At 46.8% G+C, this 25795-nt stretch carries 26 protein-coding genes; 14 read left to right on the top strand and 12 right to left on the bottom strand.

Features of this window, described 5'->3' with window-relative positions; all coding sequences use genetic code 11:
* Position 1: 1 nt before the first annotated feature.
* On the top strand, positions 2 to 1447 hold the full coding sequence (locus tag QFZ48_RS26740; protein ID WP_429064598.1) for a RagB/SusD family nutrient uptake outer membrane protein: 1446 nt from the start codon (positions 2 to 4) through the stop codon (positions 1445 to 1447).
* Positions 1448 to 1550: 103 nt separating this feature from the next.
* On the opposite strand, the gene QFZ48_RS26745 is transcribed toward QFZ48_RS26740, so the two are convergent.
* Complete coding sequence (locus QFZ48_RS26745; RefSeq protein ID WP_429064600.1) at positions 1551 to 3920, bottom strand: ABC transporter permease; 2370 nt, start codon at positions 3918 to 3920, stop codon at positions 1551 to 1553.
* A gap of 235 nt (positions 3921 to 4155) precedes the next feature.
* On the opposite strand from QFZ48_RS26745, the gene QFZ48_RS26750 reads away from it, so the two are divergent.
* From QFZ48_RS26750 to QFZ48_RS26765, 4 genes are read left to right on the top strand one after another with little or no spacing between them, the layout of a single operon-like run.
* Entirely contained in the window at positions 4156 to 6633 is a 2478-nt protein-coding gene (locus tag QFZ48_RS26750; protein ID WP_429064602.1) for a PIG-L family deacetylase, read from the top strand.
* A gap of 12 nt (positions 6634 to 6645) precedes the next feature.
* Positions 6646 to 6822: a hypothetical protein gene (locus tag QFZ48_RS26755; RefSeq protein WP_370913137.1), complete on the top strand. Its 177-nt coding sequence runs from the start codon at positions 6646 to 6648 to the stop codon at positions 6820 to 6822.
* Between the two features lie 3 nt (positions 6823 to 6825).
* Positions 6826 to 6957, top strand: coding sequence for a hypothetical protein (locus QFZ48_RS26760; protein ID WP_429048051.1), 132 nt, complete (start codon positions 6826 to 6828; stop codon positions 6955 to 6957).
* Entirely contained in the window at positions 6954 to 8663 is a 1710-nt protein-coding gene (locus tag QFZ48_RS26765) for a sodium:solute symporter (protein WP_429064604.1), read from the top strand. Before QFZ48_RS26760 ends, QFZ48_RS26765 begins: the two co-directional genes overlap by 4 nt.
* A 170-nt stretch (positions 8664 to 8833) precedes the next feature.
* On the opposite strand, the gene QFZ48_RS26770 is transcribed toward QFZ48_RS26765, so the two are convergent.
* From QFZ48_RS26770 to QFZ48_RS26790, 5 genes are all read right to left on the bottom strand, one after another.
* Positions 8834 to 9685 carry a DUF2911 domain-containing protein gene (locus QFZ48_RS26770; protein WP_370913134.1) on the bottom strand — a complete coding sequence of 284 codons (852 nt, stop codon included), beginning with the start codon at positions 9683 to 9685 and terminating at the stop codon, positions 8834 to 8836.
* A gap of 19 nt (positions 9686 to 9704) precedes the next feature.
* On the bottom strand, positions 9705 to 10361 hold the full coding sequence (locus tag QFZ48_RS26775) for a response regulator (RefSeq protein WP_370913133.1): 657 nt from the start codon (positions 10359 to 10361) through the stop codon (positions 9705 to 9707).
* A 118-nt stretch (positions 10362 to 10479) separates the two neighbouring features.
* Positions 10480 to 11289 (bottom strand): sensor histidine kinase, encoded by an 810-nt coding sequence (locus QFZ48_RS26780; protein WP_429048047.1) that lies wholly within the window; start codon positions 11287 to 11289, stop codon positions 10480 to 10482.
* Positions 11276 to 11782 (bottom strand): hypothetical protein, encoded by a 507-nt coding sequence (locus tag QFZ48_RS26785; protein ID WP_429048045.1) that lies wholly within the window; start codon positions 11780 to 11782, stop codon positions 11276 to 11278. Before QFZ48_RS26785 ends, QFZ48_RS26780 begins: the two co-directional genes overlap by 14 nt.
* Before the next feature lie 218 nt (positions 11783 to 12000).
* A complete protein-coding gene (locus QFZ48_RS26790; protein ID WP_370913130.1) occupies positions 12001 to 12414 on the bottom strand; it encodes a hypothetical protein in 414 nt (137 codons plus the stop codon).
* A 484-nt stretch (positions 12415 to 12898) separates the two neighbouring features.
* Between QFZ48_RS26790 and QFZ48_RS26795 the strand changes: the two genes are divergently transcribed.
* A complete protein-coding gene (locus QFZ48_RS26795) occupies positions 12899 to 13789 on the top strand; it encodes a hypothetical protein (RefSeq protein WP_429048043.1) in 891 nt (296 codons plus the stop codon).
* Positions 13790 to 13907: 118 nt separating this feature from the next.
* Here QFZ48_RS26795 and xerD read toward each other — a convergent pair whose 3' ends face one another.
* Both xerD and QFZ48_RS26805 read right to left on the bottom strand, forming a co-directional pair.
* Complete coding sequence (gene xerD / locus QFZ48_RS26800) at positions 13908 to 14807, bottom strand: site-specific tyrosine recombinase XerD (protein WP_370913128.1); 900 nt, start codon at positions 14805 to 14807, stop codon at positions 13908 to 13910.
* A 432-nt stretch (positions 14808 to 15239) separates the two neighbouring features.
* Positions 15240 to 15656 carry a nucleoside-diphosphate kinase gene (locus QFZ48_RS26805; RefSeq protein WP_079471943.1) on the bottom strand — a complete coding sequence of 139 codons (417 nt, stop codon included), beginning with the start codon at positions 15654 to 15656 and terminating at the stop codon, positions 15240 to 15242.
* A gap of 165 nt (positions 15657 to 15821) precedes the next feature.
* On the opposite strand from QFZ48_RS26805, the gene QFZ48_RS26810 reads away from it, so the two are divergent.
* The gene (locus QFZ48_RS26810; RefSeq protein ID WP_370913127.1) at positions 15822 to 16826 is read left to right on the top strand and encodes a DHH family phosphoesterase; all 1005 of its coding nucleotides are present in this window, start codon (positions 15822 to 15824) and stop codon (positions 16824 to 16826) included.
* A 38-nt stretch (positions 16827 to 16864) separates the two neighbouring features.
* The gene (locus QFZ48_RS26815; protein WP_370913126.1) at positions 16865 to 17740 is read left to right on the top strand and encodes an FKBP-type peptidyl-prolyl cis-trans isomerase; all 876 of its coding nucleotides are present in this window, start codon (positions 16865 to 16867) and stop codon (positions 17738 to 17740) included.
* Between the two features lie 81 nt (positions 17741 to 17821).
* On the opposite strand, the gene QFZ48_RS26820 is transcribed toward QFZ48_RS26815, so the two are convergent.
* Positions 17822 to 18634 carry a diadenylate cyclase gene (locus QFZ48_RS26820; protein WP_370913125.1) on the bottom strand — a complete coding sequence of 271 codons (813 nt, stop codon included), beginning with the start codon at positions 18632 to 18634 and terminating at the stop codon, positions 17822 to 17824.
* Positions 18635 to 18658: 24 nt separating this feature from the next.
* Positions 18659 to 19525, bottom strand: a complete 867-nt coding sequence (folP, locus tag QFZ48_RS26825; protein ID WP_429048040.1) for a dihydropteroate synthase — start codon at positions 19523 to 19525, stop codon at positions 18659 to 18661.
* Positions 19526 to 19786: 261 nt separating this feature from the next.
* Between folP and QFZ48_RS26830 the strand changes: the two genes are divergently transcribed.
* The 6 genes from QFZ48_RS26830 to QFZ48_RS26855 all read left to right on the top strand — a co-directional run bounded on the left by QFZ48_RS26830 (position 19787) and on the right by QFZ48_RS26855 (position 24267).
* Positions 19787 to 20869 (top strand): BT_3928 family protein, encoded by a 1083-nt coding sequence (locus QFZ48_RS26830; protein ID WP_429048038.1) that lies wholly within the window; start codon positions 19787 to 19789, stop codon positions 20867 to 20869.
* A gap of 6 nt (positions 20870 to 20875) precedes the next feature.
* Entirely contained in the window at positions 20876 to 21931 is a 1056-nt protein-coding gene (locus QFZ48_RS26835) for an ABC transporter permease (RefSeq protein WP_429064606.1), read from the top strand.
* A 273-nt stretch (positions 21932 to 22204) separates the two neighbouring features.
* Positions 22205 to 22720: an RNA polymerase sigma factor gene (locus QFZ48_RS26840; RefSeq protein ID WP_370913121.1), complete on the top strand. Its 516-nt coding sequence runs from the start codon at positions 22205 to 22207 to the stop codon at positions 22718 to 22720.
* Entirely contained in the window at positions 22710 to 23183 is a 474-nt protein-coding gene (locus tag QFZ48_RS26845; RefSeq protein WP_370913120.1) for a hypothetical protein, read from the top strand. The genes QFZ48_RS26840 and QFZ48_RS26845 overlap by 11 nt, the downstream gene beginning before the upstream one ends.
* A 34-nt stretch (positions 23184 to 23217) precedes the next feature.
* Positions 23218 to 23739: a DUF4252 domain-containing protein gene (locus QFZ48_RS26850; RefSeq protein ID WP_370913119.1), complete on the top strand. Its 522-nt coding sequence runs from the start codon at positions 23218 to 23220 to the stop codon at positions 23737 to 23739.
* 18 nt (positions 23740 to 23757) lie between these two features.
* Positions 23758 to 24267: a DUF4252 domain-containing protein gene (locus QFZ48_RS26855; RefSeq protein WP_429048033.1), complete on the top strand. Its 510-nt coding sequence runs from the start codon at positions 23758 to 23760 to the stop codon at positions 24265 to 24267.
* A 3-nt stretch (positions 24268 to 24270) separates the two neighbouring features.
* On the opposite strand, the gene QFZ48_RS26860 is transcribed toward QFZ48_RS26855, so the two are convergent.
* A complete protein-coding gene (locus tag QFZ48_RS26860) occupies positions 24271 to 24558 on the bottom strand; it encodes a DUF721 domain-containing protein (protein ID WP_370913117.1) in 288 nt (95 codons plus the stop codon).
* Positions 24559 to 24639: 81 nt separating this feature from the next.
* A complete protein-coding gene (gene recF / locus QFZ48_RS26865) occupies positions 24640 to 25719 on the bottom strand; it encodes a DNA replication/repair protein RecF (RefSeq protein WP_429064608.1) in 1080 nt (359 codons plus the stop codon).
* Positions 25720 to 25795 lie beyond the last annotated feature (76 nt).

Consider the following 25795-nt stretch of genomic DNA (forward strand, 5'->3'; position numbering starts at 1 on the left):
CATGCAAAAGAAATATACATACGGTTTACTGATATTACTGGCTGGCTTACTCGGCGCCTGCAGCAAGGATTTCCTTGATCAGAAACCGGACCAGTCAACAGAAACCGGTCGCGCTATTACCGATCTGCCCGGACTGCGGGCGGCCATCAATGGCGTGTATTCGCTGATGCAGAATGAAAATTATTACGGACGCACCATGCCGCTGCTGCCTGATCTCCGGTCCGACAATGGATTTATCAGCGTCATCAACAGCAACCGGTATCGTAACCAGGACCAGTACATTGTTACTGCCAACGACCAGTATACCACCGATTCATGGAACCAGTTATACGCCGTAGTAGCCAATGCCAATATGGTAATTATGAAGGGACCCAACATCTCCCTGTTACCATCGGCGGCAGACAGCGCAGAGGCAAAACAGATTGTAGCGGAAGCTTACGCATTGCGGGCACAGGTGTTCTTTGATATATCGCGCATGTTTGCGCAGCCATATAATTATACACCCGGCGCCACGCACATGGGCATTCCGATTGTGACCGTCACCAATGTGGATTCGGTGCAGTCGCCTTCACGCAGTAGTATGAAAGATACATATGCGCAGATCATCCGCGACCTTACCACGGCGATCAGCAGGTTTGAAGAAAGCAAAAGCACGGCTTTCTCTTCCGGACGTATTAATGTGTATTCCGCCAGGGCGCTGTTGTCGAGGATATTGTTGTATAAAGAAGACTGGCAGGGCGCTGCAACTTATGCGGATGCGGTGATCCGGTCCAACAAATACGCATTGCTGCTGAACGGAGAACTGGTGAGCGATTTTAAGATCACCAATAATAATGAAACCGTTTTTGAAATCATCAATACCCCGGTAGATAACCGGAACACAGATGGTTTAAGTTATATGTTCAGCCAGGATGGATATGGTGATATACTCGCAACGAATAACATCTACAATATCTACCAGGCAACAGATGTGAGAAGGGACTTTCTGCTGAAAGGTAAACGCGCCGGCAACGGTGGCGAAGACCCGGCAAACATCATCACCAAATACAAAGATGTGAGCACATTCACAGAAAGTATTAAAGTGATGCGGCTGGCAGAATTATACCTGATCCGTGCAGAAGCAGCTGCACACCTTGGAAGCACCGCGGAAGCACAGGCTGACCTGCAACTGGTGGCTCAACGCGCCGATCATAATGCACCGCCGGTAACCGTTACCGGACCTGCACTCCTGGACGCAATCCTGTTGGAAAGAAGAAAGGAACTGGCCTTTGAGGGACACCGGCTGTTTGACTTAATCAGAACAAAACGTTCATTCACCAAATACCTGGCGAGTGACAAAACGATACCGGTAGTGTGGCCTAGTACGAAAGTAATATTGCCCATACCACAAAGAGAACTGGATGCTAACCCCAACATACGCAACCAGCAGAACGAAGGTTACAATTAAATCTAAACCGCCTTTGTTAATAATTGGTTTTTGCTTACGAGCTGGTTGGATTTTTGCTTATGAAGAAATAAAGTCCCGGTGGTTCTCACCGGGACTTTTCTATTTATTCTGACTTCAAACTCTTCACGGGGTTAGCCAATGCAGCCTTTACCGATTGAAAACTGATGGTCAGGAAGGTGAGCAGGATAATGGAAATACCCGCTACTACAAATATCCCGGCGTCTATACGGATACTATAGGCAAACCCTTTCAGCCACTGCGTGGTAGCCCACCAGGCCACCGGGAAAGCAATCAGCATAGCGATCAATACAAGTCGCAGGAAATCCTTCGACAACATCATCACAATAGTACCTACAGTGGCGCCCAGTACTTTCCGGATGCCAATTTCTTTATTTCTCCGCTGCGCTGTAAAGGCGGCCAGTCCGAATAAACCAAGACAGGAAATGAGAATAGCAAGACCGGCAAAGTATCTGGACAACCGGGAGATCTGGTTTTCTGCGGCATATAAGGTCTGGTATCTTTCATCCAGGAACTTGTAATCAAAAGAGAACCCCGGGTTCATTTGCAGGTACATTTCCTGTAATCTGGCAATCACCGCTTTCTCCCGGCCTGTTTCTACTTTAATCATAAACCGGTTGGCATTTTCCGGAGACAGCTCAAAAAACAAGGGCTTTACCTCTTCGTGCAGGGATTCAAAATGAAAATCCTTCACAACTCCTCCAATCCGCATATCCTTACCCCACAGTTTAACGGATTTTCCAACAGGGTCTTTCATCCCCATGAATTTTATGGCGGCTTCATTAAAGATGATCATGGAGGTGTCAGCGCCAAAGTTGCGTGAAAAATCCCGGCCTTCTTTTATCTTAATATCCAGCGTTTTCAGCAGGTCATAATTTACATCCACCACTTCAAATTCGGTTTCATCTTTCAGATCCTTTCCTTCCCATACTACATCGGAGGTACCGCTGCTATGACCGGTTAATCCATGCCCCATACCAGAAGCAATTTTTACTCCCGGTATATCTTTCACCTCAGCAAGAAAACGTTCACTTACCTCGTTCCGTGACAGTTTTCCCTCTTTCGCGAACGTAATTACATGGTCCCTGTCGTAACCCAGATTTTTTGTCTGGATAAAGCTGATCTGCCGGTACACCACCAACACCGCAACGATCAGTACAATGGAGAGGGAAAATTGAAACACCACCAATCCTTTCCTGATCAGCAGTTCCCCCACAGAACCATTGATCTTTCCTTTCAGCACGGCAGCAGGCTTAAACCCTGAAAGATGAAACGCAGGATAGCTACCTGCCACTAAACCGGTAAAGAATGTAATGCCGAGTCCTGATAATATCAGTGCGGTATCAAAATGGAACAACGAGAGTTGTTTCCCTGTAAGATTGTTGAAAACCGGCAGCAACAGGAACACAAGTAAAATGGCCATCAGCAGCGATGCAAAAGCCATTACCATAGATTCCCCGAGGTATTGCAGCATAAGTACACCCCGGCCGGCGCCCATCGCTTTTTTGATGCCTACTTCCTTTGCCCTTCCGGCTGCCTTTGCAGTAGAGAGGTTCATAAAATTGATGCAGGCAATCACCAGTATAAAAATGGCGATAATGGAAAACAGCCGTACATAATCTATCCGGCCTCCCACCTGGATACCGTTCTCAAAGCGGCCATACAAATAATTCTCTGAATAACGCTGAATGAATGGCGTGCGGTAGGTAATCTCATTGTTCGTTTTAAGCTTAATGTAGTTGGCGATTTTAGCATTGAACTTGTTGATGTTGGTGCCTGGTTTTAGCGTTATAAACGTGTAGTATCCTGTATTGCCCCATTCATCAGCGTTTTCCTTTATCATCTTCAGCATGCGGACAGGTAAAACAAAATCAAACTGTTCCGATGAATGTTGATCAGGTGCTTTAAACACACCAGAAACAACAAATTTTTGCTCATGCTGGAAGTCGACCGTTTTGCCGATCACATTTTCGGTAGTGCCAAACAATTTTGTAGCGATAACATCAGATAGCACAATAGCTGTTGGATCAGCCAGCACCTGGTTTGGATTTCCTTCCATCAGATCAAAAGAGAACATATTGAAAAAATCCTTGTCCGCATATTTACCCTTGGTCTTTATGCCAACATCATCTTTTACAGAAAGTGTGGATTGCCTCACGGGAGAGACATAGGCGGCATACTCCACTTCGGGCATGTCTTTTTTCAGCGCTTCGGGCATTGGTACAGGAGAGGATTTCGCCGTCCAGATACCGCTCGCCTGTACTCTGTTTTCCAATACCTGGAAAAGGGTGGCGTCGTTTTTATGAAATTTGTCGATACTCAGTTCATCCTGTACCCAAACATAGATCAGGAGCGCACATGCAAGCCCTGTAGATAAACCAATTAAATTGAGATAAGCAAACCGGCGGTCTTTGATCAGATTACGCCAGGCAACCTTCAGGTAGTTTTTTATCATAGCAGAGAATATGTGGTTCGTGTTGCCCAAAGGAGATGCCACTGACCGGTACCACTATAAACCAAAAGAATGTATATTTAGAATATATTTAAACTGTTCGGTTTTGATACAGCTACTGTTCGTATATGTATTGAAGATACTGCGATCCTGCGTTCTGCTACGTTCATCATATTTATCTTCCCGTCCCACTAATTAATTATTACTTTTGGCCATCTGTAAATTCACGTACCAACAAATGTTTATAAGACGATCTACCGCACTGGTTATAATTTTATTGGCAGCATTGGGTTTACCCGCATTGGCACAGCCTTCACCTGTATGGAACGCAGCCGACATAAAACTGCAATTGAAAAAGTTAGATACGCTTGGAAGCGTATTGTACATTGCCGCCCATCCTGACGACGAAAACACCCGTTTGCTCGGTTACCTGGCAAAGGAAAAACTATATCGCACCGGCTACCTGTCGCTCACCCGCGGTGATGGCGGGCAAAACCTGGTCGGCAATGAACAGTCCGAGTTACTGGGCCTGATCCGTACACAGGAACTGCTGGCGGCACGCCGCATCGATGGTGCAGAACAATTTTTTACCCGTGCACAGGACTTTGGCTTCTCCAAAAATCCACAGGAAACATTTACCATCTGGAACAGGGAACAGATCCTGGGAGATGTAGTATATATGATCCGCAAATTTCAACCGGATGTGATCATCTGCCGCTTCCCGGCCGACAGTCGCGCCGGACACGGACATCATACCGCTTCGGCCATGCTGGCGGAGGAAGCCTATAGCGCCGCAGCCGATCCCAAACGCTTTCCCGAACAGCTGACACGGGTAAAACCCTGGCAGGCAAAACGGATCCTCTGGAATACCTTCAGCTTCGGTAATGTCAACACTACCTCCGACGATCAGTTTAAAATAGATGTAGGCGCCTATAATCCATTGCTTGGAAAAGGCTTTGGTGAGATTGCCGCCGAAAGCCGCTCCCAGCACAAAAGCCAGGGATTTGGCGTTGCGGCAGCCAGGGGCAGCTCGCAGGAATATTTCCTGACGATTAAAGGCAACACACCCAAAAACAGTTTACTCGACGATATCAATACCAGCTGGACAAGGATTCCCGGCGGCAACAAAGTAGGTGCCCTGGTAGACGCCGCCCTCGCGGCCTACAATATGGAAGATCCTGCGGCCTCCGTGCCCGCCCTGCTGGAAATACGCAGCGCCATCCGCTCATTACCGGAAGGGTACTGGCGTGATCTGAAGCTGAAAGAAACCGAGCAACTGATCTACGCATGCGCAGGCCTGTGGGCAGAAGCCTACAGCACTTCACCTACCGTAGTGCCCGGAACCAATATGGAAGCCACCGTGCAACTGATCAACAGGGGGCCGTTAAAAATAACGCTGGATAAGATTGATCTGCCCGGCAATACCAATGCAGGCGATCAGCAACCACTGGCCTTTAATAAATTCACCAGCATCTCCAAAACAATGCAGGTACCCGCCAGCACGCCGGAGTCGCAGCCTTATTGGCTGGCAGACGCGCACCCGGTAGGTACTTACATCATCAATGATCCGCTGCTGGTGGGCAATCCTGAAAATATTCCTGCACTGCAGGCGCAAATCCACCTGACTATCGGCGGACAACCATTTACCATTGCACGGCCTTTACAATATAAATATACCGACCCTGTAAAGGGAGAGCTGTATCAGCCGCTGGTGATAGCACCGCCGGTAGTAGCCGATCTCAGCAACCAGGTATATATTTTTACAGATACCAAAGCACAGTCGGTACCTGTGAAGCTCCGCGCGATGGCTGATAACGTACAGGGAACTGTACGTCTGCAATTGCCCGCCGGCTTCACCGATGGCAACAGCCAGCCCTTTAGCTTAAAACAGAAAGGAGATGAGGTGGAACTCCGGTTTGATATCAAACCCGTTAAAGGTGTAGCGGAAAATCATGCAGATACCCTCACGGTTGTAATGACCTGTAACGGTAAAGAATATACGCAGAGCTTACAGCAGATCCGCTATGATCATATTCCGCTGATCACCCTGTTTCCACCAGCGCAGGCCAGGCTGGTATCCGTTAACCTGAAACATAACGGCAACCGCCTCGGGTATATTCCCGGTGCAGGCGACATGGTGGCAGCATCGCTCCGCCAGGTTGGATACGATGTAACCGAACTGGGTGAAAAAGATATTATGGGCGGTAACCTGCAGCAATACGATGCCATCATCACCGGAGTGCGCGCTTATAACGTAAACGCACGTATGAAATACTGGCAGCCGAAGCTGATGGAATACGTAAACAACGGCGGCAAACTGGTGATCCAGTACAACGTGAATGGTCCGCTGGTAACAGGCAACCTGGGACCGTATCCGTTTGGATTGTCGCGGGACCGGGTAACGGATGAAAATGCCGCTGTAACATTTAACAACCCGAAAGATCCGGTGCTGCATTATCCGAATGAAATTACTGCGGCCGATTTTAACGGTTGGGTACAGGAAAGAGGTTTGTATTACACCGCTAATGCAGACAAAGCTTATGATAAGCCTTTCAGCATGAACGACAAAGGGGAAGGACCGCTCGATGGATCAACCCTCGTTGCTCATTACGGTAAAGGAGCCTATGTGTACACCGGCTTATCATTTTTCAGGCAGCTGCCTGCAGGCGTACCCGGCGCCTATCGTTTATTTGTAAACCTGATTTCTGTAAAATAGGGATGAAAGACAATGAGTAAGAAGCATCAAGAAAATCGTCCCAGGCTGAAGATCGCCGCTGGCTTTTGTATTATCCTCGGTTTGCTGATCGGATTTACCATCAAGCGCGTGCAGGTGGGATTGATCATCGGTATTGCGTTGGGACTGCTGACCAGCAGCATGTGGACTAAAAGCAACTCAAACGATTAAATTATGGCAGCAGATAACCTGCAGGAAGAAAAGCCGCCATTGTTCCCGTCATGGACGTGGTGGTACGTATTGGTAACAGCCTGGTTGCTGTTACTGGTCGCGTTCTTCTACTTATTCACCAAAACGTTTTCATGAGTCCTTTAGATTGGATGGTACTGATCGGTACCCTCACTGTAATCATATGCTATGGTGTCTGGAAAAGCCGTGGCCAGCGAAACATGGAAAGTTATTTCCTGGATAACCAGTCAATGCCCTGGTATATCATTTTGCTGTCGATCATTGGTACCCAGGCCAGCGCTATCACCTTTATATCAGCGCCCGGCCAGGCATATACGGATGGGATGCGCTTTGTGCAATATTACTTTGGTTTGCCCCTGGCGATGGTAGTGCTTTGTATCACGTTTGTACCCATCTTCCATAAACTGAAAGTATATACGGCTTATGAATTCCTGGAACAACGGTTCGACCTGAAAACCCGTACCCTCGCGTCCTCCCTGTTCCTGATCCAACGCGGTTTATCTACCGGTATCAGTATCTGTGCACCTTCTATTATTTTGTCTTCTTTACTGGGCTGGAACCTGTACTGGACAAATATGATCATGGGCGGATTGCTGATCATTTATACGGTGGCAGGCGGTACCCGAGCCGTGGCCTACACACAAACATTCCAGCTGGCCATCATTTTCGGAGGTATGTTCCTCGCGGGCTGGATGGTCGTTCACCTGTTGCCGGCCGATATTGGTTTTAAGCAGGCGTTGCAGGTGTCGGGAAAAATGGACAAGCTGAATGTGATTGTTACGAAATTTGACTGGCAGGATAAATACAACATCTGGAGCGGGGTGATAGGAGGGTTCTTCCTGGCGCTGTCGTACTTTGGTACGGACCAGTCGCAGGTAGGTCGTTACCTTACTGCAAAATCAATCAAAGAAAGCCGTATGGGCCTCCTGATGAATGGTCTTGTAAAGGTGCCCATGCAATTCCTGATCCTGTTGATAGGCGCCCTGGTATTTGTTTTTTACCTGTATTTCCGTGCGCCGATTTTCTTCAATGAAGCACAGCTGGCAAGGGTGCATAAAACCGAACAGGGCCCGGCGATGCTGAAACTGGAAGACCAGTACAATGAGCTGGGAACCTTAAAACAGCAGCAGGTAAAGCAACTGGCTGCTGCACTCGAAACAGATAACCACACACAGATTGCCTCCGCAAAAAAAGCGTTGCAGCAAACCGATGATCGGTCGCAGCTGGTAAGAACCCAGGCATTATCACTCATCAAGGCATCCGATCCTACCGCAGACACCAATGATACCAACTATATATTCCTTCATTTTGTAGTGAACAGCTTACCGAAAGGACTGGTGGGATTGCTGATTGCCATCATCTTCCTGGCAGCCTGGGGCAGTATTGCTGCGGCGCTGAATTCGCTGGCGTCCACCACGGTGATAGACGTGTACAAACGATTGTACAACGAACATGCTTCAGAAGATCATTATCTGAAAATATCCAAGCTGTGGACATTGATCTGGGGTGTATTCTGTATCGTGGTAGCGCAGTTTGCCGGCAGCCTGGGTAGTTTGATAGAAGTGGTGAACGTGCTTGGCTCCTGGTTTTACGGGGTGATCCTCGGTATTTTCATGGTAGCTTTTTACCTGAAGCGGGTAGGAGGCACAGCTACTTTCTGGGCGGCCATCATTGGAGAAATTGTGGTATTGGTAATTTACTGGACCGGCACGGTGTCTTTCCTCTGGCTGAATGCGATCGGCTGCTTGCTGGTAGTATTACTGGGTTGGATCTTCCAGTATTTTGTAAATACGCGAAGGTTGTCTGACTCAGGATTACGCTGATTATACTGATTACCTGGATTTTACTTTTTTGATTTTATAAATGATTATAAAAGATTGGGGAGATAAAGCGGATCATCCGCTTATATCTCCCCAAATCTTTTATAATCAAAAGTGATCAAATCCAGGTAATCAGTATAATCAGCGTAATCCTGAGTCAGACAACCTCCGCGCTATTTTAACGTAGCCAGTAACTTCTTGTTCAACGTTACATAGTCGTCGTTTTTAGCAGTAGTAGCCAGTTCTATTGACTTCTGCGCTGCTTCTTTCGCCACTTTCACGTTTTTAGCTTTCGCGTTGATGCGGGCTTTCTGGTACCATATCCAGAAGGCGTCGGGGCTTTGTGTAGCTGCCTCATTGATCCATTCTACCGCCTTGTTGATGTCTTTACCACTTTCATAGTAATATACAGCTGCCTGGAAGTAAGGTTTCTTTTCGGCGTTCTGCATGGCATCGTTGATCTGGGCGGTGATTTTATCGTCGATATCCGCTTTTATCACTACGGGTACTTTGGTTTTATCCCAGCTGAGGGCCAGTACCACGGAGTTGGAACGTACATTTTCGAATCCGATGGTAAAGCTTTCCTGGCTGAAAGGGGTAGCTACCGGTTTTACGTTTACACGGGCCACATCGTTTTCTGGTTTGTAAGCAGCAGGGCTGGTTACATCGAGGCTGCTGGTCAGGATAACGGTCCATGACTGAGCGCCTGGAATAGAAAGCAAACCGTATTTACCAGCTTTCACGGGTACGCCGCCGAAAATTACGTCTTCACCGAAAGTAACGGTGGTAGCACTGTTGGCGCCGGTTCTCCATACTTTACCATAAGGGACCAGGTCGCCCATGATAACGCGGCCGTTTTTCAGCGGACGGGAGTAGCTCAGCTCTATATTGGATAAAGCGAAGTCCTGTTTAATGGTTTGCGTAGGACTTGGCGCAGGCATTTTAATGCCCTGGGCCAGGGTAGTGCCGGCATACAAGAGCAGCATAGCGCCCGCTGTAGCGGCAAAGGTTCTGATAGTACTCATATTTGGTGGGTATTTAAAACTATTCTATTAATCCGTTACGGAATGCATACAGTACCAGACCAACGCTGTTTTTAACGTTGATTTTTTCAAGTAATTTTTGACGGATCCCCTCTACAGTACGGGGGCTTAGGAAAATCTGTTCGGAAATTTCCTGGGTAGTCAGTTCATTGCAGATTAGCTTCAGTACTTCCTGCTCCCGGTCATTGAGCTGGATTTCATTTTTTAGTGTTGGCTTAAATTGTTGTTTGTTTTTGTGTAATACCTTTTTAAGCAGTGCCAGGTTTACGTTATCATTAAAATAAAATCCTTTTTCAAAGGTAGTACAGATGGCTTCATAGATCTCTTCCGGTTCCGCATTTTTCAACAGGTAGGCGTTGGCGCCGTTTTCCACCAGGTGGACAATGAAGTTGTCGTCCTCATACATGGTGAGTATAATGACCTTTACGTCGGGATACTTTTCCTTTACCTTAATGGTGGCTTCAATGCCGTCCATATTGGGCATTTTCAGATCCATCAGGATAACATCCGGCTGTTGTGTTTCCATGTTCTGCAGCAGATGCAGGCCATCGTCGGCTTCAAAAACGAAGCTGATATTTTCATAAGGAATCAGTGTGTTTATGACTCCACTGCGGAAGATCTTGTGATCATCAGCAATGGCCACTTTTATGTGTGCCATAGGTGGACAGTTAGAAGATTTGCTATTATTTTATTCAGAATAAATTACTATGAGTCATGTCGTTACAAGCGGGTTCAACACAACCGGATGGCAATTTAGCAATAAAACAACATAAGTATCAACTATTCTGTGCAGGTGTCTGATAATTCTCTACACTTATCGTAGCAATGGTACCTTGTGGTGTTCCGGGAGTGAAGTTAATATTTCCACCGATAATATTGAGGCGGCTTTCAATATTTTTAAGTCCCAGGCTGCCTGTTTTGGCGCGGGAAGCGGGCAGAGAGGTTAGCAAAGCGCCATTACCATTGTCTTCCACGGTAACGGTAAGAAGGGACGGAGTGGTTTGATAGGTGATGAGTACATCCGTTGCCTGCGCATGTTTCAGGATGTTATTGATCAGTTCCTGCACCACACGGTAAACGTTTAAAGCCTTTTCGCGGTCTACCGTTTGCCCGTTGCCGGCTGTTTTAAATGCTATTTTTACCTGTTTGTTTTTGTTCATCAGGTTGCAGAAGGAGTCCAGCGCATGTGCCAGGCCCAGGTTTTCCAATGCCTGGGGGTGCAGGCTTTGGGAGATGAACCGCAGTTGTTGTATAATGGTATCGGTAAAGTCCTTGGTTTCCTTAAGCCGTTCTGTTTCACCGTTGCCGGTTTTCAGCAGGGGCTGAAGACCTCCGAGGTTGAGTTTCAGCACAGACAGTTGTGCGCCCACTTCGTCGTGCAGGTCTTCCGCAATCCTTTTACGTTCCTGTTCCTGGCCCTGGAGTACTGCGATGAGGCGTTCCCGTTGGAGCTGAAGGTCTTTGTCACGTATATCAAGTTTATGTTGGATAACCATTTTTTGTTGGAGCATTACCAGCAATATCACAATGACTCCCAGCATTAACATTACTGTAGTACCAATTACAATAACATCAATAATTCGCATGTCTTAGTTTTTTGATCTTAGAGAACCCAATATAAAGAAGAATCATTGATATCATTCCAACAATATAATTGATACTCAGTATTGCGATGGTCATACCCATTCTGGCAACACCGGTGGTGAAAAGCGCCTGTAAGTGGTTATAGCTGATGCAAAATAGAAATTCAGTACAGGCAAAGATAAAGATCCCTGAATTATACCAGAATATCGGCAAAGAATCAATGTATATCGATTTTTCTATGAGATTCCTGTCCCTCAGCAGTTGTAAAAAGAGATATAGACCATAGGTAAGTACTACCAGTTGCTTAACGCCCGATGAAATGGAATTAAAGGCGCGTACCCCCTCTATGAAAAACAGGTCAAATATAAATATTGCCAGTAGTAGTAAAGGCATATACTTCACAATGTTTTTCATAGTGGGGTTAGAGATGCTCCGGTAAAAAAATACAGAGAGGATCACAAACTGGATAAAGTGCATGAGGCTGAAGAACCACATGTTGTTCCCGATATACCGTTCTACCAGAACAGACCCTCCTGCAAAAAAAATACAGCTCAAAATGTAAAAAAATATGCACCTGGACGAGAAGTCCAGGGACTTATAATTTAAAAGGAAGGGGATCAAGACCAGTGCTTCGATCCCCACCATGCTGTAAAAAATAGTAAAAAATAAAGTTACATTCACGAGATGGCTTTGTTGATGATATTATTTATCACTTATCCTTTTCCTCCGGGTTTTGTACAATATTCGGGGCAGGGTAATCCTGAATCAAGTATTTTCGCCATAGCGCCTTTGGATACCACGCCACCGGGGCCTGCATTGGTGGTTTCTGTGGGAAGGATGTCATTACCTTCTTCATCAACGGCTACCAGGATCATTTTCTTTTCCTTTATTCCATCTCCGTCAGTATCTACCTTAATACCATAATAGATTCTCAGAGCTGTTGCCCCGGGTTGGTCCAGCAATTCAATAATTTTGTCTTTACCAAAACACATCGCCTTAACATGGGTACCAAAGGACTTCTGATTTACATGATCCTCATCGTGATTTTTTGTAAGGGTGGTCATTTCTTCAAGTGAAATGAAAGCGCCGGTATCCGAAGGGATCGGCCTTTTTGGAAAATCATTCATTGTGGGTAAGTTTTAGTTTGCAGTAAAATTATTACAAATAATCGCATATACAATCCGGCCACCAACCGGTAATGTAACCCGAAACTGTGTTTTTACGCAGGTGGAATTGAATGTGCTATTGCATTTGAGCGGTTTTATCATCTTAAGTAAAGGGAGCGGATTCCGTAGGCTTCACTTCAGAATGCGTATTTATACGCATTACTTTTTACCTGCCGGAAAACAACCAAAAGGTGAATAGCGTAGTTCCCATATTCAATTTGCGTAGTTATACGTAAAGCTTTTTTTCAGTTGTTAAACGCTTGACTACTCCTTTAAAGTTCTTAATCTTTGTATTGTCAACCGGCTTTAAATCTATTGTCCTCAGAAAAGTTCATAGTAATTGGCCTTTCTACCATGTTTGTTTTTTTCGGTTAGTAATATGCAGAATCAATTCATCAGGTGATGCTCGTTAACCCCTTTTTTTTTCTTTAAAAAAAATAAAATTATGAGTTACCTATTAATCGGAAACATCTCTGCACTTATTTGTAACGATTGCGTAGAGCCCCTGGCAAATGCGCGGATCCGGGTTTACCTCCCTGCTGTATTGCAGGCGGCAGATCAGCCCCACGGAATTTTTAACGACATGAAACCATTGTCGGCCCGGGAAGTACTGATGAAGGCCGACCGGTTACTGGCGGAAACCACCCTGGATGAAAAAGGCAACTTCAACCTCTCGTGGAATGAAGTACACCTGTTCACCGAAGCATTGGAACTGGATCTGTGCCTGGATCAGCTGCCGGGAAAGAACGGTACAAAGCAGTCCCGTAACTTCCACCTGAGTAAACTGGTGTTGCACTGGAAACGTAACAGCGGCGGCTACGTAGGCGCATATGCTTATGTTATCCCCGCCGCCACCTGGCATAATATATACGCCAACGCGGGCGCCTGGGTAATTACCGGCGTAGTAAAACCGCATATGGCAGCATCAGGACAGCCCCATCTGAAAGTGGAAGCGTATAATGCGCTCACCGGCAAACTGATCGGGCAGGCGCACACCAACGAAGCTGGACGCTACACCCTGCACTTTTCAAGGCAGCATCTTGCAAATGGCATCCTGCACTCCATTATACCCGGACGCAGGAACCTGGGTCCCGATGTGTACTTTAAAGTTTACAGGAATAACGAATTGCTGTGGGCGGAAGATGAGAAGATGGCCCGGATGCCCCACCGGCAGGACCTGGGTCCCTGCAGCAATGTGAATATAATTTACCGTCCGTCCCGGGTGAAACGCGCCTCAGACCAGATTGGCAACTGGTTCAGTGATGTGATCACCCTTACTAACCCAAAGAAGAACAAGCAGGATAAATACCGCTTGCTAACCCATAGCTTATTGTAATAAGATTGTTTGAATACACCTTCCTTATCATGGCAAAAACTACCCGATTGTTTGTGACCTTCTAACAGCAGAAATGAAACAGCTACCTTTCCCCGGTAGCTGTTTTTTGTTTACGGTATCAAAACCGGGGATGGAAACGCAGGAGGGTATCTCTTAAATATTCCCGGTCCAGGTGAGTATAGATCTCCGTAGTAGTAATGCTCTCATGTCCCAGCATTTCCTGTACGGCGCGGAGATCGGCGCCGCCTTCCACCAGGTGGGTGGCGAAGGAGTGCCGGAAAGTGTGGGGCGACACATTTTTATGAATACCGGCTTTTTGGGTCAACTCCTTTATAATAAGGAAGATCATCACCCTGCTTAATGCGCCGCCGCGGCGGTTGAGGAAAAGGGTGTCTTCCTGGCCGTGCTTAACGGGCAGCTCTATACGAACATTTCTCCGGTAAATATCTATCTGGCGCATGGCATCTTTGCCGATGGGGACCATCCGCTCTTTGTCGCCTTTCCCGATTACCCGGATAAATCCTACGTCCATGTGGAGCTGGCTGATCTGGAGGTTAATGACCTCGCTTACCCGCAGGCCGCAGCTGTACATGGTTTCAAGGATGGCTTTATTACGGTGACCTTCCGCGGTATCCAGGGGGATCTGCGCAATGATCTTTTCAATCTCTTCGAAGGTGAGTACATCGGGCAGCTTGCGTAAAATCTTCGGAGCTTCCAGCAGTTGGGTAGGGTCCTCGTGGGCCATGTCTTCCAGCAGGAGGAACTTGTAAAAGGCTTTGAGGCCGGAAATGGTTCTGGCCTGGGAGCTGGCAGTCATTCCCAGTTTGGCGATCCATTGCACACAATCCTGCAGGTCCTCAAATGTTACATCCTGGGGCCGGAGCTTTTCTTTTCCATGAGCGAGGAGGTACTGCTCCAGTTTTTCCACGTCCCTTACATATGCTTCCACGGAGTGGTCAGACATAGACCGCTCTAATCTTAAATACCCTTTAAACAGTTTCCGGAATGATTCCCACATATGCCGGCAAGTTAAAAGCTTTTTACAAAACTACGGTCACGGCTATCCGGGAAATATCCTTTCAGGGGTAAAATAATATCAGAAAAAACAGGTGTTTCTGGAGTGAAAAAGAGGAGAGTGGTTTTACTTAAAGTAAGATGATGGAGTTTTGTTGTAATTATTTGATAATGAAATGTATATAAGGATGTAAAACGGATCTGTTTTCCTCTTTAAAACATTCATTTTTGCTGATTTTCGGGGCTCATATTTTCATTAAAAATCATGTGATTACGCCTTTTTGTCAGCCTTTGCATTATATCTAAAGTGTTACTTCCTATAGATTGTGTAAATCAATCTAAATGAATTGGTTATAATGAAGAAAAATATTGAAGGCAAATAAAAAAGGCCAGCTTTTCGAAGCTGACCTTTTTGTAATGATTTTGCCCGTCAGGACTAGAATTTCTCCAGACCGCTGAAGAAGAAGTTACCTTCTATAGCAGCGTTCTCATCAGAGTCGGAACCATGAACCGCATTGCGGCCGATAGACTCTGCGTATTTTTTACGGATGGTACCTTCTTCTGCGTTGGCAGGATTGGTAGCACCGATCAGTTTGCGAAAATCTTCTACGGCGTTGTCTTTCTCCAGGATAGCTGCTACGATATGGCCGCTGCTCATGAATTCTACCAGTTCACCGTAAAAAGGTCTTTCCGCATGTACTGCATAAAACTCACCTGCTTTAGCAGTAGATAACTGCGTCATTTTCATGGCTACGATGCGGAAACCTGCAGCGTTGATCATGTTTAAAATGCCGCCAATGTGCCCGTTTGCTACTGCATCAGGCTTGATCATAGTAAATGTTCTGTTGCTCATATAATGTTTAATTCCGAATTACAGATTAGGCCGCAAAAGTAATTACATTTTCTTTAGTGGTAAAAAATTTTGAAATTCTGGCTCAAATAAAGATCTTCGCACTTCGTTTTCTGTTTCAACCACTTGTTGTGATTGGAAATCAACTCTTAACATTACAGTTTTTTAATGAAGCCGATCGAGGAAATTAAGCCTTTGCTGGAGAGCCCTAAGAAAGTGGTGATTACAATGCACCAGAAGCCAGACGCGGATGCCATGGGATCTTCCTTAGCAATGTATCACTACTTAGTACAGAAAGGGCATCAGGTAACTGTAATCTCACCTACAAATTTTCCGGATTTCCTGAAATGGATGCCAGGAGCCGACGACGTGATTGACTACGAATCCTCTATGGACCGGGCCATTCAGGCGCTGGAAGGCATCGATCTCCTGTTTTGCCTGGATTTCAATGCGCTTTACCGCACTAAAAACCTGGCGCCACACCTGGAAAAACTGGACTGTATCAAAATCCTGATAGACCACCACCTGGAGCCACAGCCCAGCTTTGAGTATGGCATAAGCGATACCAAAGCCAGCTCCACCGCCCAATTAGTTTATGAAACTATATATAAATTGGGAGATGAGCAGTATATTAACCTCGAAATTGCACAGTGTATTTATGCCGGCACTGTAACAGATACAGGTTCTTTCCGCTTTGCATCTACTTCCGCAGCCGTACACCGTATGGTAGCCGACCTGATGGAAAGGGGACTGAAACATGAGGTGATCCACCAGGCGATCTATGATAACTTCCTGGAAAACCGCCTGCGCTTCCTCGGACATAGTCTGCTGAACCGCATGGAAGTGTTCTATGAATATAATACCGCCATGCTGGCCATCCCGTACTCCGATCTTAAACGGTTCGACCTCCAGACAGGAGACACCGAAGGACTCGTGAACTTCCTGTTATCTATACAGGGCATCAAGATGGCCGCTTTGATCATTGACCGTAACTCAGAAGTGAAGCTGTCGTTCCGCTCAAAAGGCGACTTCGACGTAAATACCTTCGCCCGCAAATATTTCGACGGGGGAGGGCATTTCAACGCTTCCGGAGGCCGCAGCACCGATCCGCTGGAAAAAACAGTGGACCGCTTTATCAAAGCCGTGGAAGAGAACGAAGACCTGTTACAATAAACTGTAAATAAAGTATTTCAACCTACTAATACAATCAAATGAAAAAAAACAATCAGTTTTTAGTTGCAACTGCGGCTTTAGGCTTTCTTTTAGCCAGTTGCGGTACAGGTGTTAAAAAAACACCGGGCGGTATTGAGTATATCGTTCACAAATCCGGCAGCGGAGCACAACTGAAATTAGGCGATACTGCCCTGGTGAATGTTACCCAGCGTATCAATGACTCCCTGCTGGGCGATTCCCGCAAAATGGTAGGTGCTGCAATTCCGGTGCTGGTGGCAAAACCACAGAATAAGTACGATCTGATGGAAGGTATTGCCCTCCTCCACGAAGGTGATAGCGCAACCTTTATCATTCCATGGGATTCATTACCAGCCCAGGAGCGTCCTCCATTTGGTAAAAAAGGTGATAAACTGAAAATCACTTTCGCAGTAGAAAACAAATACTCTGCTGCTGCTCAGAAAGAAAAAGACGAAAAAGTTATTAAAGAATACCTGGATAAGAACAAGATCAACGCCACTAAAAACGCTGAAGGCGTTTACGTAGCAGTAACCCAGGAAGGTACAGGCAGTACACCTAATCCAGGTGACACCGTTTATGTACACTACACAGGTAAGCTCACCACCGGTAAAGTATTTGATTCCAGCCAGGATTCAACTATGCGCCCGGGCATGCCTTTAGAACCCATTAAGTTCCCTATCGGTCGCGGCTTCGTGATCAAAGGCTGGGATGCTGGTTTAAGCGGCCTGAAAAAAGGTTCCAAAGCTACCCTGGTAATTCCTTCTGTACTGGCTTATGGCTTACAGGGAAGTCCTCCGGTAATTCCTGGAAACTCTGTCCTCGTATTTAACGTAGAGTTAGTAGATATTAAAGCAGGCGCTCCGGCTCCTTCTCAATTCGCTACTCCCGGTAAGTAATTGATTATAACCGCATAAAAGGAAAGCCCCCTGCCATTTGGCAGGGGGCTTTCCTTTTATGCTATGTGGCTTATTCCCGGATCAGGCATATCCATCTATCAACACTTCGTATAGCTTTACTTTCAGGTCTTCCAGCGACACATCCTGGGTGAGTACCCCGTCGATCGCATAAGACACCGTCCCCCTTTCTTCAGAAACAATGATCGCCAGGTTATCGCTATGCTCCGTAATGCCCACCGCCGACCGGTGACGCAGCCCTATACGGGTAGGAAGGTTCGGATTCTCAGATACCGGCAGGATCACTTTGGCCGCCAGGATCTTATTGCCTACAATGATCAGCGCCCCATCATGCAGGGGACTGTGTTTCTCAAAAATGCTCTCAATGAGTTTCGCACTCACGTTTCCATCAATAGGAATACTGGACGCGGAATCAAATTTCAAACGGTAGGTGGTGGCAATTACCATCAAAGCCCCGGTAAAGGTGCTCTGCATCCGGCTCACCGCCACAATAATTTCATTAATAATGTTTTCTTCTTCTTTATAACTCTTAAACTTATCAGGCAGGAACAATTTGGTTAAAAAACTGTCCTTGCTCAGCGGCGTTTTCTTACCCAGCACCAGCAGGAACTTCCTGATCTCGGGCTGGAAAATGATGATGATCGCAATGATACCAACATTGATAAAGTTTTGCAGGATAATGGTGAGAATAGGCATCTTTAACGCCCTCACCAGGAAATATGCGGCATATACCATTAACAGGCCTACGAAAATATTAAAAGCAAGACTCCCCTTTAATAAACGATACAACTGAATGATCAAAAAAATTACAATCAGCAGGTCCAGCAGATCCAGCCATCGAAACTCAACTCCATAAAATTCTATTACTTCCTTCATAGTTGTAAAAATAGCAAGATTAAATTATCCGTTCATTTTCTCCGTAATCCTTACCGCTTCCACAGCGGCTTTTACATCGTGTACCCTTAATATATGGGTGCCCTGTTGCAAGGCTATGGTGTTTAATACAGTAGTGCCGTTCAAGGCATCGGCCGGGGTTATGTTCAGTAGTTTATAGATCATCGACTTACGGGAAATGCCCGTCAGCACAGGTACTCCAAGTATATCATAAAACAGGCGCAGGTGTTTCAGCAGGGCATAGTTATGATCAATTGTCTTTCCAAAACCAAATCCCGGGTCAGCAATAAAGTCCTTTATACCGGCGGCACGGCAGGCCGCCAGCTTTTCCTTCAGGTAATCGAGCACTTCGGACACCACATCGTTGTACTGCGGATTTTTTTGCATCGTGGCAGGCTTGCCCTGCATGTGCATCGCAATATAAGGTACCTGCAGCTGACCAACAACCGGAATCATCTCCGCATCCATATCCCCGGCGCTCACATCATTGATAATAGCCGCGCCGGCATGTACCGCTTTCTCTGCCACCGCAGCATACCAGGTATCTACAGATATAATTGCGGAAGGATACTTATTCAAAATGGCATGTATCGCCGGGAGCAGCCGGTGAATCTCTTCTTCCGGTCCCACCATCTCCGCACCGGGGCGGGTACTCTGTGCGCCCAGATCCAGTATGGCAGCCCCTTCCTCCAGGTGTTGCTTCGCTTTCTCCATCACCTGGTGCAGCTCATGCATGCGGTTGCCTTCATAAAAAGAATCGGTGGTAACATTAATAATACCCATTACAGCAGGGGTAGACAGGGATAACAATTGCCCCCTGCAATTTATTACCGGTGAAGACATTGTTGTTACGGGGATATGGTCTGGTTTCATTTGAATGCGTTAAGAAGTTAGCATGCAGGCTCTTGCTCCTGAATTTTCACATAGTTCCGGCCTTTTACCCGAAATTCTTTATTTTGCCTGCAAATCTAAGAAGGAAAATCAATCATTGCCGAATTTAGGAATTTAGCAGTTCAATTTCAGAAATAGATTTGGCGCGCGTCAACTCACTTTCAGATACGCTCATCAATTTCCCGGGAAGGTAAACCCTGATTGTTCTTATCTTCACGGATCACTTAACCATTAAACTATTTTATGAAGATTATCCTTAACCTGTTACGTATAATCGTTGGGGTGTTATTCATTTTCTCAGGTCTGATTAAAGCCAATGATCCGTTAGGACTCAGCTATAAAATGGAGGAGTTTTTCGAGGTATTGCACCTTACCTTCCTGTCTCCCTATTCCCTGGCATTTTCTATTATCATGAATGCCTTCGAAATTATTGCCGGCGTAGCAGTGCTCATCGGCTACCGCATGAGGGTCTTTTCCGTGCTGCTGTTGCTGCTCATTATATTCTTTACCTTCCTTACCGGGTACGCATTATTCAGCGGTACCATCCGTGAATGCGGCTGCTTCGGCGACTGTATCAAACTCACCGCCGAGGAAACCTTCTGGAAAGATGTGATCCTGCTGGTGATGATCCTCGTGATCTTCTTTTACCGGAACACCATACAGCCACTCTTTAAAGGAGCCGGTGCAGTACTATTGCTCTCGGCCTTATTCGCTTTCGGTATCCAGCGGTATACTTTAAAACACCTTCCGCTTTTCGATTGCCTGCCGTATAAAGTAGGTAATAATATTCCCGAGAAGATGAAACTGCCGCCGGGCGCTACGCCAGACGTGTATGAGATGATCTTCATTTATGAAAAGGATGGGCAGAAGAAAGAATTTACTGCCGACAATTACCCGTGGTCAGACAGTACCTGGAAGTTTGTGGACCGTAAAGATAAACTGGTGAAGAAAGGAAACGCAGAACCGGCCATCAAGGATTTCATTCTCACTGATCTCGATGGGGTGAACCAAACGGAAGCCATCCTGTCTGAAACCAAACCGGTATATCTCTTCCTGGTATTGAATACTCAAAAGGCCGGCAGCGGATGGGACGAAAAAATAAAAGCCCTGCAACAGCAATGGAAAAACCAGCAGGTAGTTATATATGGAGTAACCGCTTCCACCAAAGAAGAAATTACTGCCTTCAAACAACAACATGGCCTGGAGTTTCCATTTGTGCAGATGGATGGCGTAGCCATTAAAACCGCCGGCAGAAGTAATCCTGCCCTGATCCTGCTGAACAAAGGCACCATCAAAGGCAAATGGCACTATAACGATATACCATAATAATATATGCTTCGTTTTCTGCTTCGTAAAACCGGATACGGATTGCTGGTACTGCTCGGCGTAGTGGTGCTGGTATTCTTCCTGTTCAATGTGCTGCCCGGCGATCCAGCACGGCTTACATTGGGGCAGCGGGCCGATGTGGCCTCCCTGGAAAACGTGCGCCGGGAACTGCATCTCGACCAGCCGGTGGGGACGCAGTTCCTGTATTACCTGAACGACCTGCTGCCGGTTGGAGTCCACACCCAACAGGAAGCGGATGAAAATCTCCGCTATCTAACGGTGGCGCATATATCAAAGGATAAACTCCTGGTGCTGAAAGCACCCTATCTCCGCCGCTCTTACCAGGGCAAAAAACAGGTGTGGGATATTTTAATGGAGGCATTGCCGGGTACGTTGCTGCTGGCCATAGCTGCGATGGTGTTTGCCACCATCACCGGCATTGCCCTGGGCGTATTATCGGCGGTAAAGCAAAATACCTGGATGGATACTGGTGCAGTATTCGCCAGTGTGGCGGGAATTTCCGCCCCTTCATTTTTTGCAGGCATCGTGCTGGCCTATCTTTTTGGCTTTGTACTCAGCGATTATACCGGCCTGCATATGTCCGGCAACCTGTTTGATGTGGATCCGTTCAAAGGCAGGGTACTTAACCTGCGCAACCTGGTGCTGCCGGCTATTACTCTTGGTATCCGCCCGCTGGCCATCATCGTGCAGCTCACGCGCAGCGCCATGCTGGATGTACTGCACCAGGATTATATCCGCACGGCCTACGCCAAAGGCCTTTCCCGCTCCACAGTGATCTGGCGGCACGCATTACCTAACGCCCTCAACCCCGTGATCACCGCCATCACCGGCTGGTTCGCCGAACTGCTGGCAGGCGCCTTCTTCGTGGAATACATCTTCGGCTGGAAAGGCATCGGCAAAGTAACCGTGGAGGCGCTGGATAAATTCGACTTCCCCGTGGTAATGGGAGCCATCCTCTTTACGGCCGGCATCTTCGTGATCGTCAACCTGCTGGCCGACCTGCTCTATACGCTCATCGACCCGCGGATCAAACTGGATTAACGCGGATGTTGTCTTTCCCGCTGATTACGCTGATTATACTGATTTAGGGATTTGATCATTTTTGATTTTAAAGGATTTTAGGAGATATGAGCGGATATTTTCGCTTATATCTCCCCGAATCATTTAAAATCTTTTGTAAAATCAAAAAAAAAATCAAGGTAATCAGTATAATCAGCGTAATCAGCGGGAAAGACAAACTCCGCAAAAAAAATATCAGCATCTTTGTAACATCTTCTTTTTACAGTCGTCTTCTTTCAAAACGCACTATTCTGCATGTCATTAGATCGATTCCTTACCCAGGTAGTTCCAGTCAGGCCAAAGCTTTACCGCTTTGCGTTCCGCCTGCTGGGCAACGAGGAAGACGCGCAGGATATCACCCAGGATGCCCTGATGAAAGTTTGGGACATGCAGGAGAAGATGGCGGAACTGCAAAACATGGAGGCCTGGTGCATGCGCATCACCCGCAACCTGGCCCTGGATAAAATCAAAGCCAGGAAATACCGGATGTCTGATGAACTGGACAGGGCAGGAGAGCTGCCGGCAACGCAGCAGAAAAGTCCCCATGCGGTAACAGAACAGAATGATGTAATGGAAAAAGTGCATGTGGCTATCAACGCCCTGCCGGAAAAGTACCGCACCATCCTTCAACTGAGGGATATCGACGGGCATTCCTACCAGGAGATCGCCGACATACTCGATATAGACATGAACGACGTTAAAGTGAATTTGCACCGTGCCCGTAAAACGGTACGCGAGAAACTACAAAACCTGCAGGTATATGGATTATAAAGAAATCACTGTATTGGTGGAAAAGTACTGGGAAGGAGAAACTTCCCTCGAAGAGGAAGCGGTGTTGCGGGATTTTTTCAGTACACCACATTCAGCCCTGCCAGAAGTATTGCAGGAAGCAGCGCCCCTGTTCGGCTATTTTCACCGGGAGGCGGAAAAAGTATGGGAGGCGCCGCCGGTAAAAGTGGTGAAGCTTTCGCCCTGGCGGCATTGGATGAAGTATGCAGCTGTGATCATGGTGGCGGTAGGCATCGGTTATGCTCTCAAACAGCACCAGCAGCGTGAACAACAGGTATTGGTAGCCCTGGAGCAGCAGGAACTGAACGATCCGCAGAAAGCGTTGGACGAAACAAAAAGGGCTTTACAGCTGCTGGCTAAAAACCTGCACAAAGGCACCTCAAAGATGCAGCAGCTGTCTTATTTCAATGAAGCTACTGCTGTGGTAGAAGGCAAGGAAGACTAACGGCCATTTTAAAACCTGATATAAATTTAGAAAGATGAAACGATTCTTGTTATTACTATTGGCAGTCTTTGCCAGTTTTCACCTCTTCGCGCAGCAGGGAAGCGTTATAGAACGATTTTTCCAGAAGTACGAGAACGATCGCAGTTTCACAGTGATCACCATTACCCCCAAAATGTTCAGCATGTTCGCCAAAGTAGATGCCGGCGACGCGGATGCCAAAAACATGATGAAGGTGATCCAGAAACTGAAAGGACTCCGTATCCTTACAAAGGAAACCACCAAAGATGGTCCCCGGTTGTACAAAGAGGCCGCCGCCTTCCTGGGCAGCGATTTTGAAGAGCTGATGACGGTACGCGACAAAGACAGCGACCTGAAGTTCCTCGTCAAAGAAGATGCGAAAGGAAATATCAATGAACTGGTCATGCTGGTAGGCAGTTCCGATCAGTTCCTGGCCATGAGCCTCGTGGGCACCATGGACCTCAATGAAATATCACAGATCGCCAACGGCGTGAATATCCAGGGAATGGATAAACTAAAAAATGTGAAGAAGAAATAACTTTTAAAAACCACCCCCATGAAATCATTACTCATTGCCGCCAGTTGTATCGTTTTGTCTGCCACCGCTGTAAAGGCCCAGGATAAATGCCTGCGGGAGTTCCGTAACAAGTACAGGGGAAGCGCCGAAACACATACCATCAGCTTTGGCAACTTTGCTATGCGACTTGGAAGTTTATGCTTGTCGTTTGATAGTGAAGATGCAGATGCCCAGGCGATGAAACATGCGCTTAAAAATGTGCGCAAAGTAAAGATGTACACCATCTCTAACGTGAAAGGCGGCACAGTGAGCAACGACGATATCGCCGATCTGAAAAGTAACCTGCAACGGAATGAAAATTTTGATTTGCTGATGGAAGTGAGGGAAAAGGGAAGCCTGATCCATATACTCAACAAAGGAAAAGACGATGAACTGGGTAATGTGGTGATGCTGGTGCAGGACGAAAATGACTTTTTGATCGTCAACCTGCAAACTACCCTGAAAATGAGCGATATCAACGAACTGATTCACCAGTTTGCCTCCAACTGATACTTACCGGATCATCACTTCCTTTACAATGTTCTCCCCGAGCATTTCATTCACCAGCTTGATGATCTTATCTTTCGAATAAGTTAGTTCCTGTTTTAGCGGCGCCACGGTAGTTGTAACGATCAGTGTATGATCGATCAGCTGGATACTCTGTGTGTAGCGGGCAATAGTTTTACCCATCAGTTTCTCCCAATTTTCCTGGATGCGTACTTCTGTGAGACGGGGTTTCATCCTGCTCTTATTCATAAATTCCCGGAGCGCATCTCCGATACTGGTGGTTCCATGACGCATGGTGCGAAGCTAGTGATTTTTTGGTTCTCTGTGATGGGCTTTTAGCTTTTGGTGATCAACTTTACGGAGGAAAGCTAAAAGCTATATTGTTATCAGCTGTATGGCCTCGCCGGTGCCTGCAAATGCCTCTTGCAGGCGCTCTGCGTGCGTATCTGTAATGAACACCTGGCCGTAATTATCGCTGGCAACCAGGGCAATGAGGCGGCTCACCCTTTCCTGGTCAAGCTTTTCGAATATATCATCCAGCAACAGGAGCGGAGGGAATTTTTTATGCTGACGGATCACTTCAAACTGTGCCAGCTTAAGTGCAAACAAAAAGCTTTTGCGCTGTCCCTGTGAAGCGCTGCTTTTCATCAGGTGGCCGTTCAGCAAAAAAAGGAGGTCATCGCGGTGAATACCGGTAGTGGTGCGCTGTAACTGCATGTCGCGGTATCTCGACTGGTGCAGCTGCACCGCGTAATCTTCTTCCTGCAGGGTGCACTGGTACTGGATATTTACCACTTCGTGGGTGCCGGCAATATAATCGTACAGGCGCTGTACCTGCGGAATAAAGGTTTGCAGAAAGGCTTTCCGGGTTTCGTACACCGGTACGCCATGCATCACCAGCTGCAGGTCGAATACATCCAGCAGGCTATCCTGGTTCTGCCCGGTAGCGGCCATGTTTTTCAGGAGCGTGTTCCGCTGTAATAATATTTTCTGATAGATGATGAGGTGGTCGAGGTACTCGGGATACAGCTGGGAGAGGAGACTATCCAGCCATTTACGCCTTTCCTCGCTGCCTCCCAGGATGATGTCCGCATCGTCCGGGGCTATCATTACGGCGGGAAACTGCCCGATGTGCCGGGAAAAGCGGTCGTACCGGTCGTCGTTAAGGCTTATTTCTTTCCGGCCCTCTTTGAGGGTACAGACAATTTTTTCTTCCTGGTTATTTTTTTCAAGATAGCCCTCCAGCCGGAAGCCGTTGGTCAGGTACTGGGTATTCTGACTTTCGCTGCTGGTAAAATAGCTGCGGGTGAAGCAAAGGTAGTAGATGGCGTCCAGCAGGTTTGTTTTGCCGGCACCGTTGCGGCCGGTGATGCCCACGATCCTGTGCCCGAAGGAAAAGGCCGCCCGGCTGTAATTTTTGAACTGGACGAGTAATATTTTATTTATATAAAGCAAAGAAAAAGATTATTCGTAAATAATAATATGCGAAAATTATCAATTGTATAAGTGATAAAAAACCGCTCTAATGGGA

The sequence above is a fragment of the Chitinophaga sp. W2I13 genome, from assembly GCF_050434005.1.
Taxonomy (GTDB): Bacteria; Bacteroidota; Bacteroidia; order Chitinophagales; family Chitinophagaceae; genus Chitinophaga.

Bases quoted from the DNA above. Each gene is read 5' to 3' on its own strand.
- QFZ48_RS26840 (WP_370913121.1), top strand. From the start codon at position 22,205: ATGTCATTAGATCGATTCCTTACCCAGGTAGTTCCAGTCAGGCCAAAG.
- QFZ48_RS26835 (WP_429064606.1), top strand. From the start codon at position 20,876: ATGCTTCGTTTTCTGCTTCGTAAAACCGGATACGGATTGCTGGTACTG.
- QFZ48_RS26805 (WP_079471943.1), bottom strand. From the start codon at position 15,656: ATGAGCAACAGAACATTTACTATGATCAAGCCTGATGCAGTAGCAAAC.
- QFZ48_RS26820 (WP_370913125.1), bottom strand. From the start codon at position 18,634: ATGAAGGAAGTAATAGAATTTTATGGAGTTGAGTTTCGATGGCTGGAT.
- xerD (WP_370913128.1), bottom strand. From the start codon at position 14,807: ATGTGGGAATCATTCCGGAAACTGTTTAAAGGGTATTTAAGATTAGAG.
- QFZ48_RS26795 (WP_429048043.1), top strand. From the start codon at position 12,899: ATGAGTTACCTATTAATCGGAAACATCTCTGCACTTATTTGTAACGAT.
- QFZ48_RS26830 (WP_429048038.1), top strand. From the start codon at position 19,787: ATGAAGATTATCCTTAACCTGTTACGTATAATCGTTGGGGTGTTATTC.
- QFZ48_RS26855 (WP_429048033.1), top strand. From the start codon at position 23,758: ATGAAATCATTACTCATTGCCGCCAGTTGTATCGTTTTGTCTGCCACC.
- QFZ48_RS26760 (WP_429048051.1), top strand. From the start codon at position 6,826: ATGGCAGCAGATAACCTGCAGGAAGAAAAGCCGCCATTGTTCCCGTCA.
- QFZ48_RS26780 (WP_429048047.1), bottom strand. From the start codon at position 11,289: ATGCGAATTATTGATGTTATTGTAATTGGTACTACAGTAATGTTAATG.
- QFZ48_RS26740 (WP_429064598.1), top strand. From the start codon at position 2: ATGCAAAAGAAATATACATACGGTTTACTGATATTACTGGCTGGCTTA.
- folP (WP_429048040.1), bottom strand. From the start codon at position 19,525: ATGAAACCAGACCATATCCCCGTAACAACAATGTCTTCACCGGTAATA.
- QFZ48_RS26845 (WP_370913120.1), top strand. From the start codon at position 22,710: ATGGATTATAAAGAAATCACTGTATTGGTGGAAAAGTACTGGGAAGGA.
- QFZ48_RS26785 (WP_429048045.1), bottom strand. From the start codon at position 11,782: ATGTGGTTCTTCAGCCTCATGCACTTTATCCAGTTTGTGATCCTCTCT.
- QFZ48_RS26775 (WP_370913133.1), bottom strand. From the start codon at position 10,361: ATGGCACACATAAAAGTGGCCATTGCTGATGATCACAAGATCTTCCGC.
- QFZ48_RS26755 (WP_370913137.1), top strand. From the start codon at position 6,646: ATGAGTAAGAAGCATCAAGAAAATCGTCCCAGGCTGAAGATCGCCGCT.
- QFZ48_RS26850 (WP_370913119.1), top strand. From the start codon at position 23,218: ATGAAACGATTCTTGTTATTACTATTGGCAGTCTTTGCCAGTTTTCAC.
- QFZ48_RS26745 (WP_429064600.1), bottom strand. From the start codon at position 3,920: ATGATAAAAAACTACCTGAAGGTTGCCTGGCGTAATCTGATCAAAGAC.
- QFZ48_RS26770 (WP_370913134.1), bottom strand. From the start codon at position 9,685: ATGAGTACTATCAGAACCTTTGCCGCTACAGCGGGCGCTATGCTGCTC.
- QFZ48_RS26765 (WP_429064604.1), top strand. From the start codon at position 6,954: ATGAGTCCTTTAGATTGGATGGTACTGATCGGTACCCTCACTGTAATC.
- QFZ48_RS26860 (WP_370913117.1), bottom strand. From the start codon at position 24,558: ATGCGTCATGGAACCACCAGTATCGGAGATGCGCTCCGGGAATTTATG.
- QFZ48_RS26810 (WP_370913127.1), top strand. From the start codon at position 15,822: ATGAAGCCGATCGAGGAAATTAAGCCTTTGCTGGAGAGCCCTAAGAAA.
- QFZ48_RS26815 (WP_370913126.1), top strand. From the start codon at position 16,865: ATGAAAAAAAACAATCAGTTTTTAGTTGCAACTGCGGCTTTAGGCTTT.
- QFZ48_RS26790 (WP_370913130.1), bottom strand. From the start codon at position 12,414: ATGAATGATTTTCCAAAAAGGCCGATCCCTTCGGATACCGGCGCTTTC.
- QFZ48_RS26750 (WP_429064602.1), top strand. From the start codon at position 4,156: ATGTTTATAAGACGATCTACCGCACTGGTTATAATTTTATTGGCAGCA.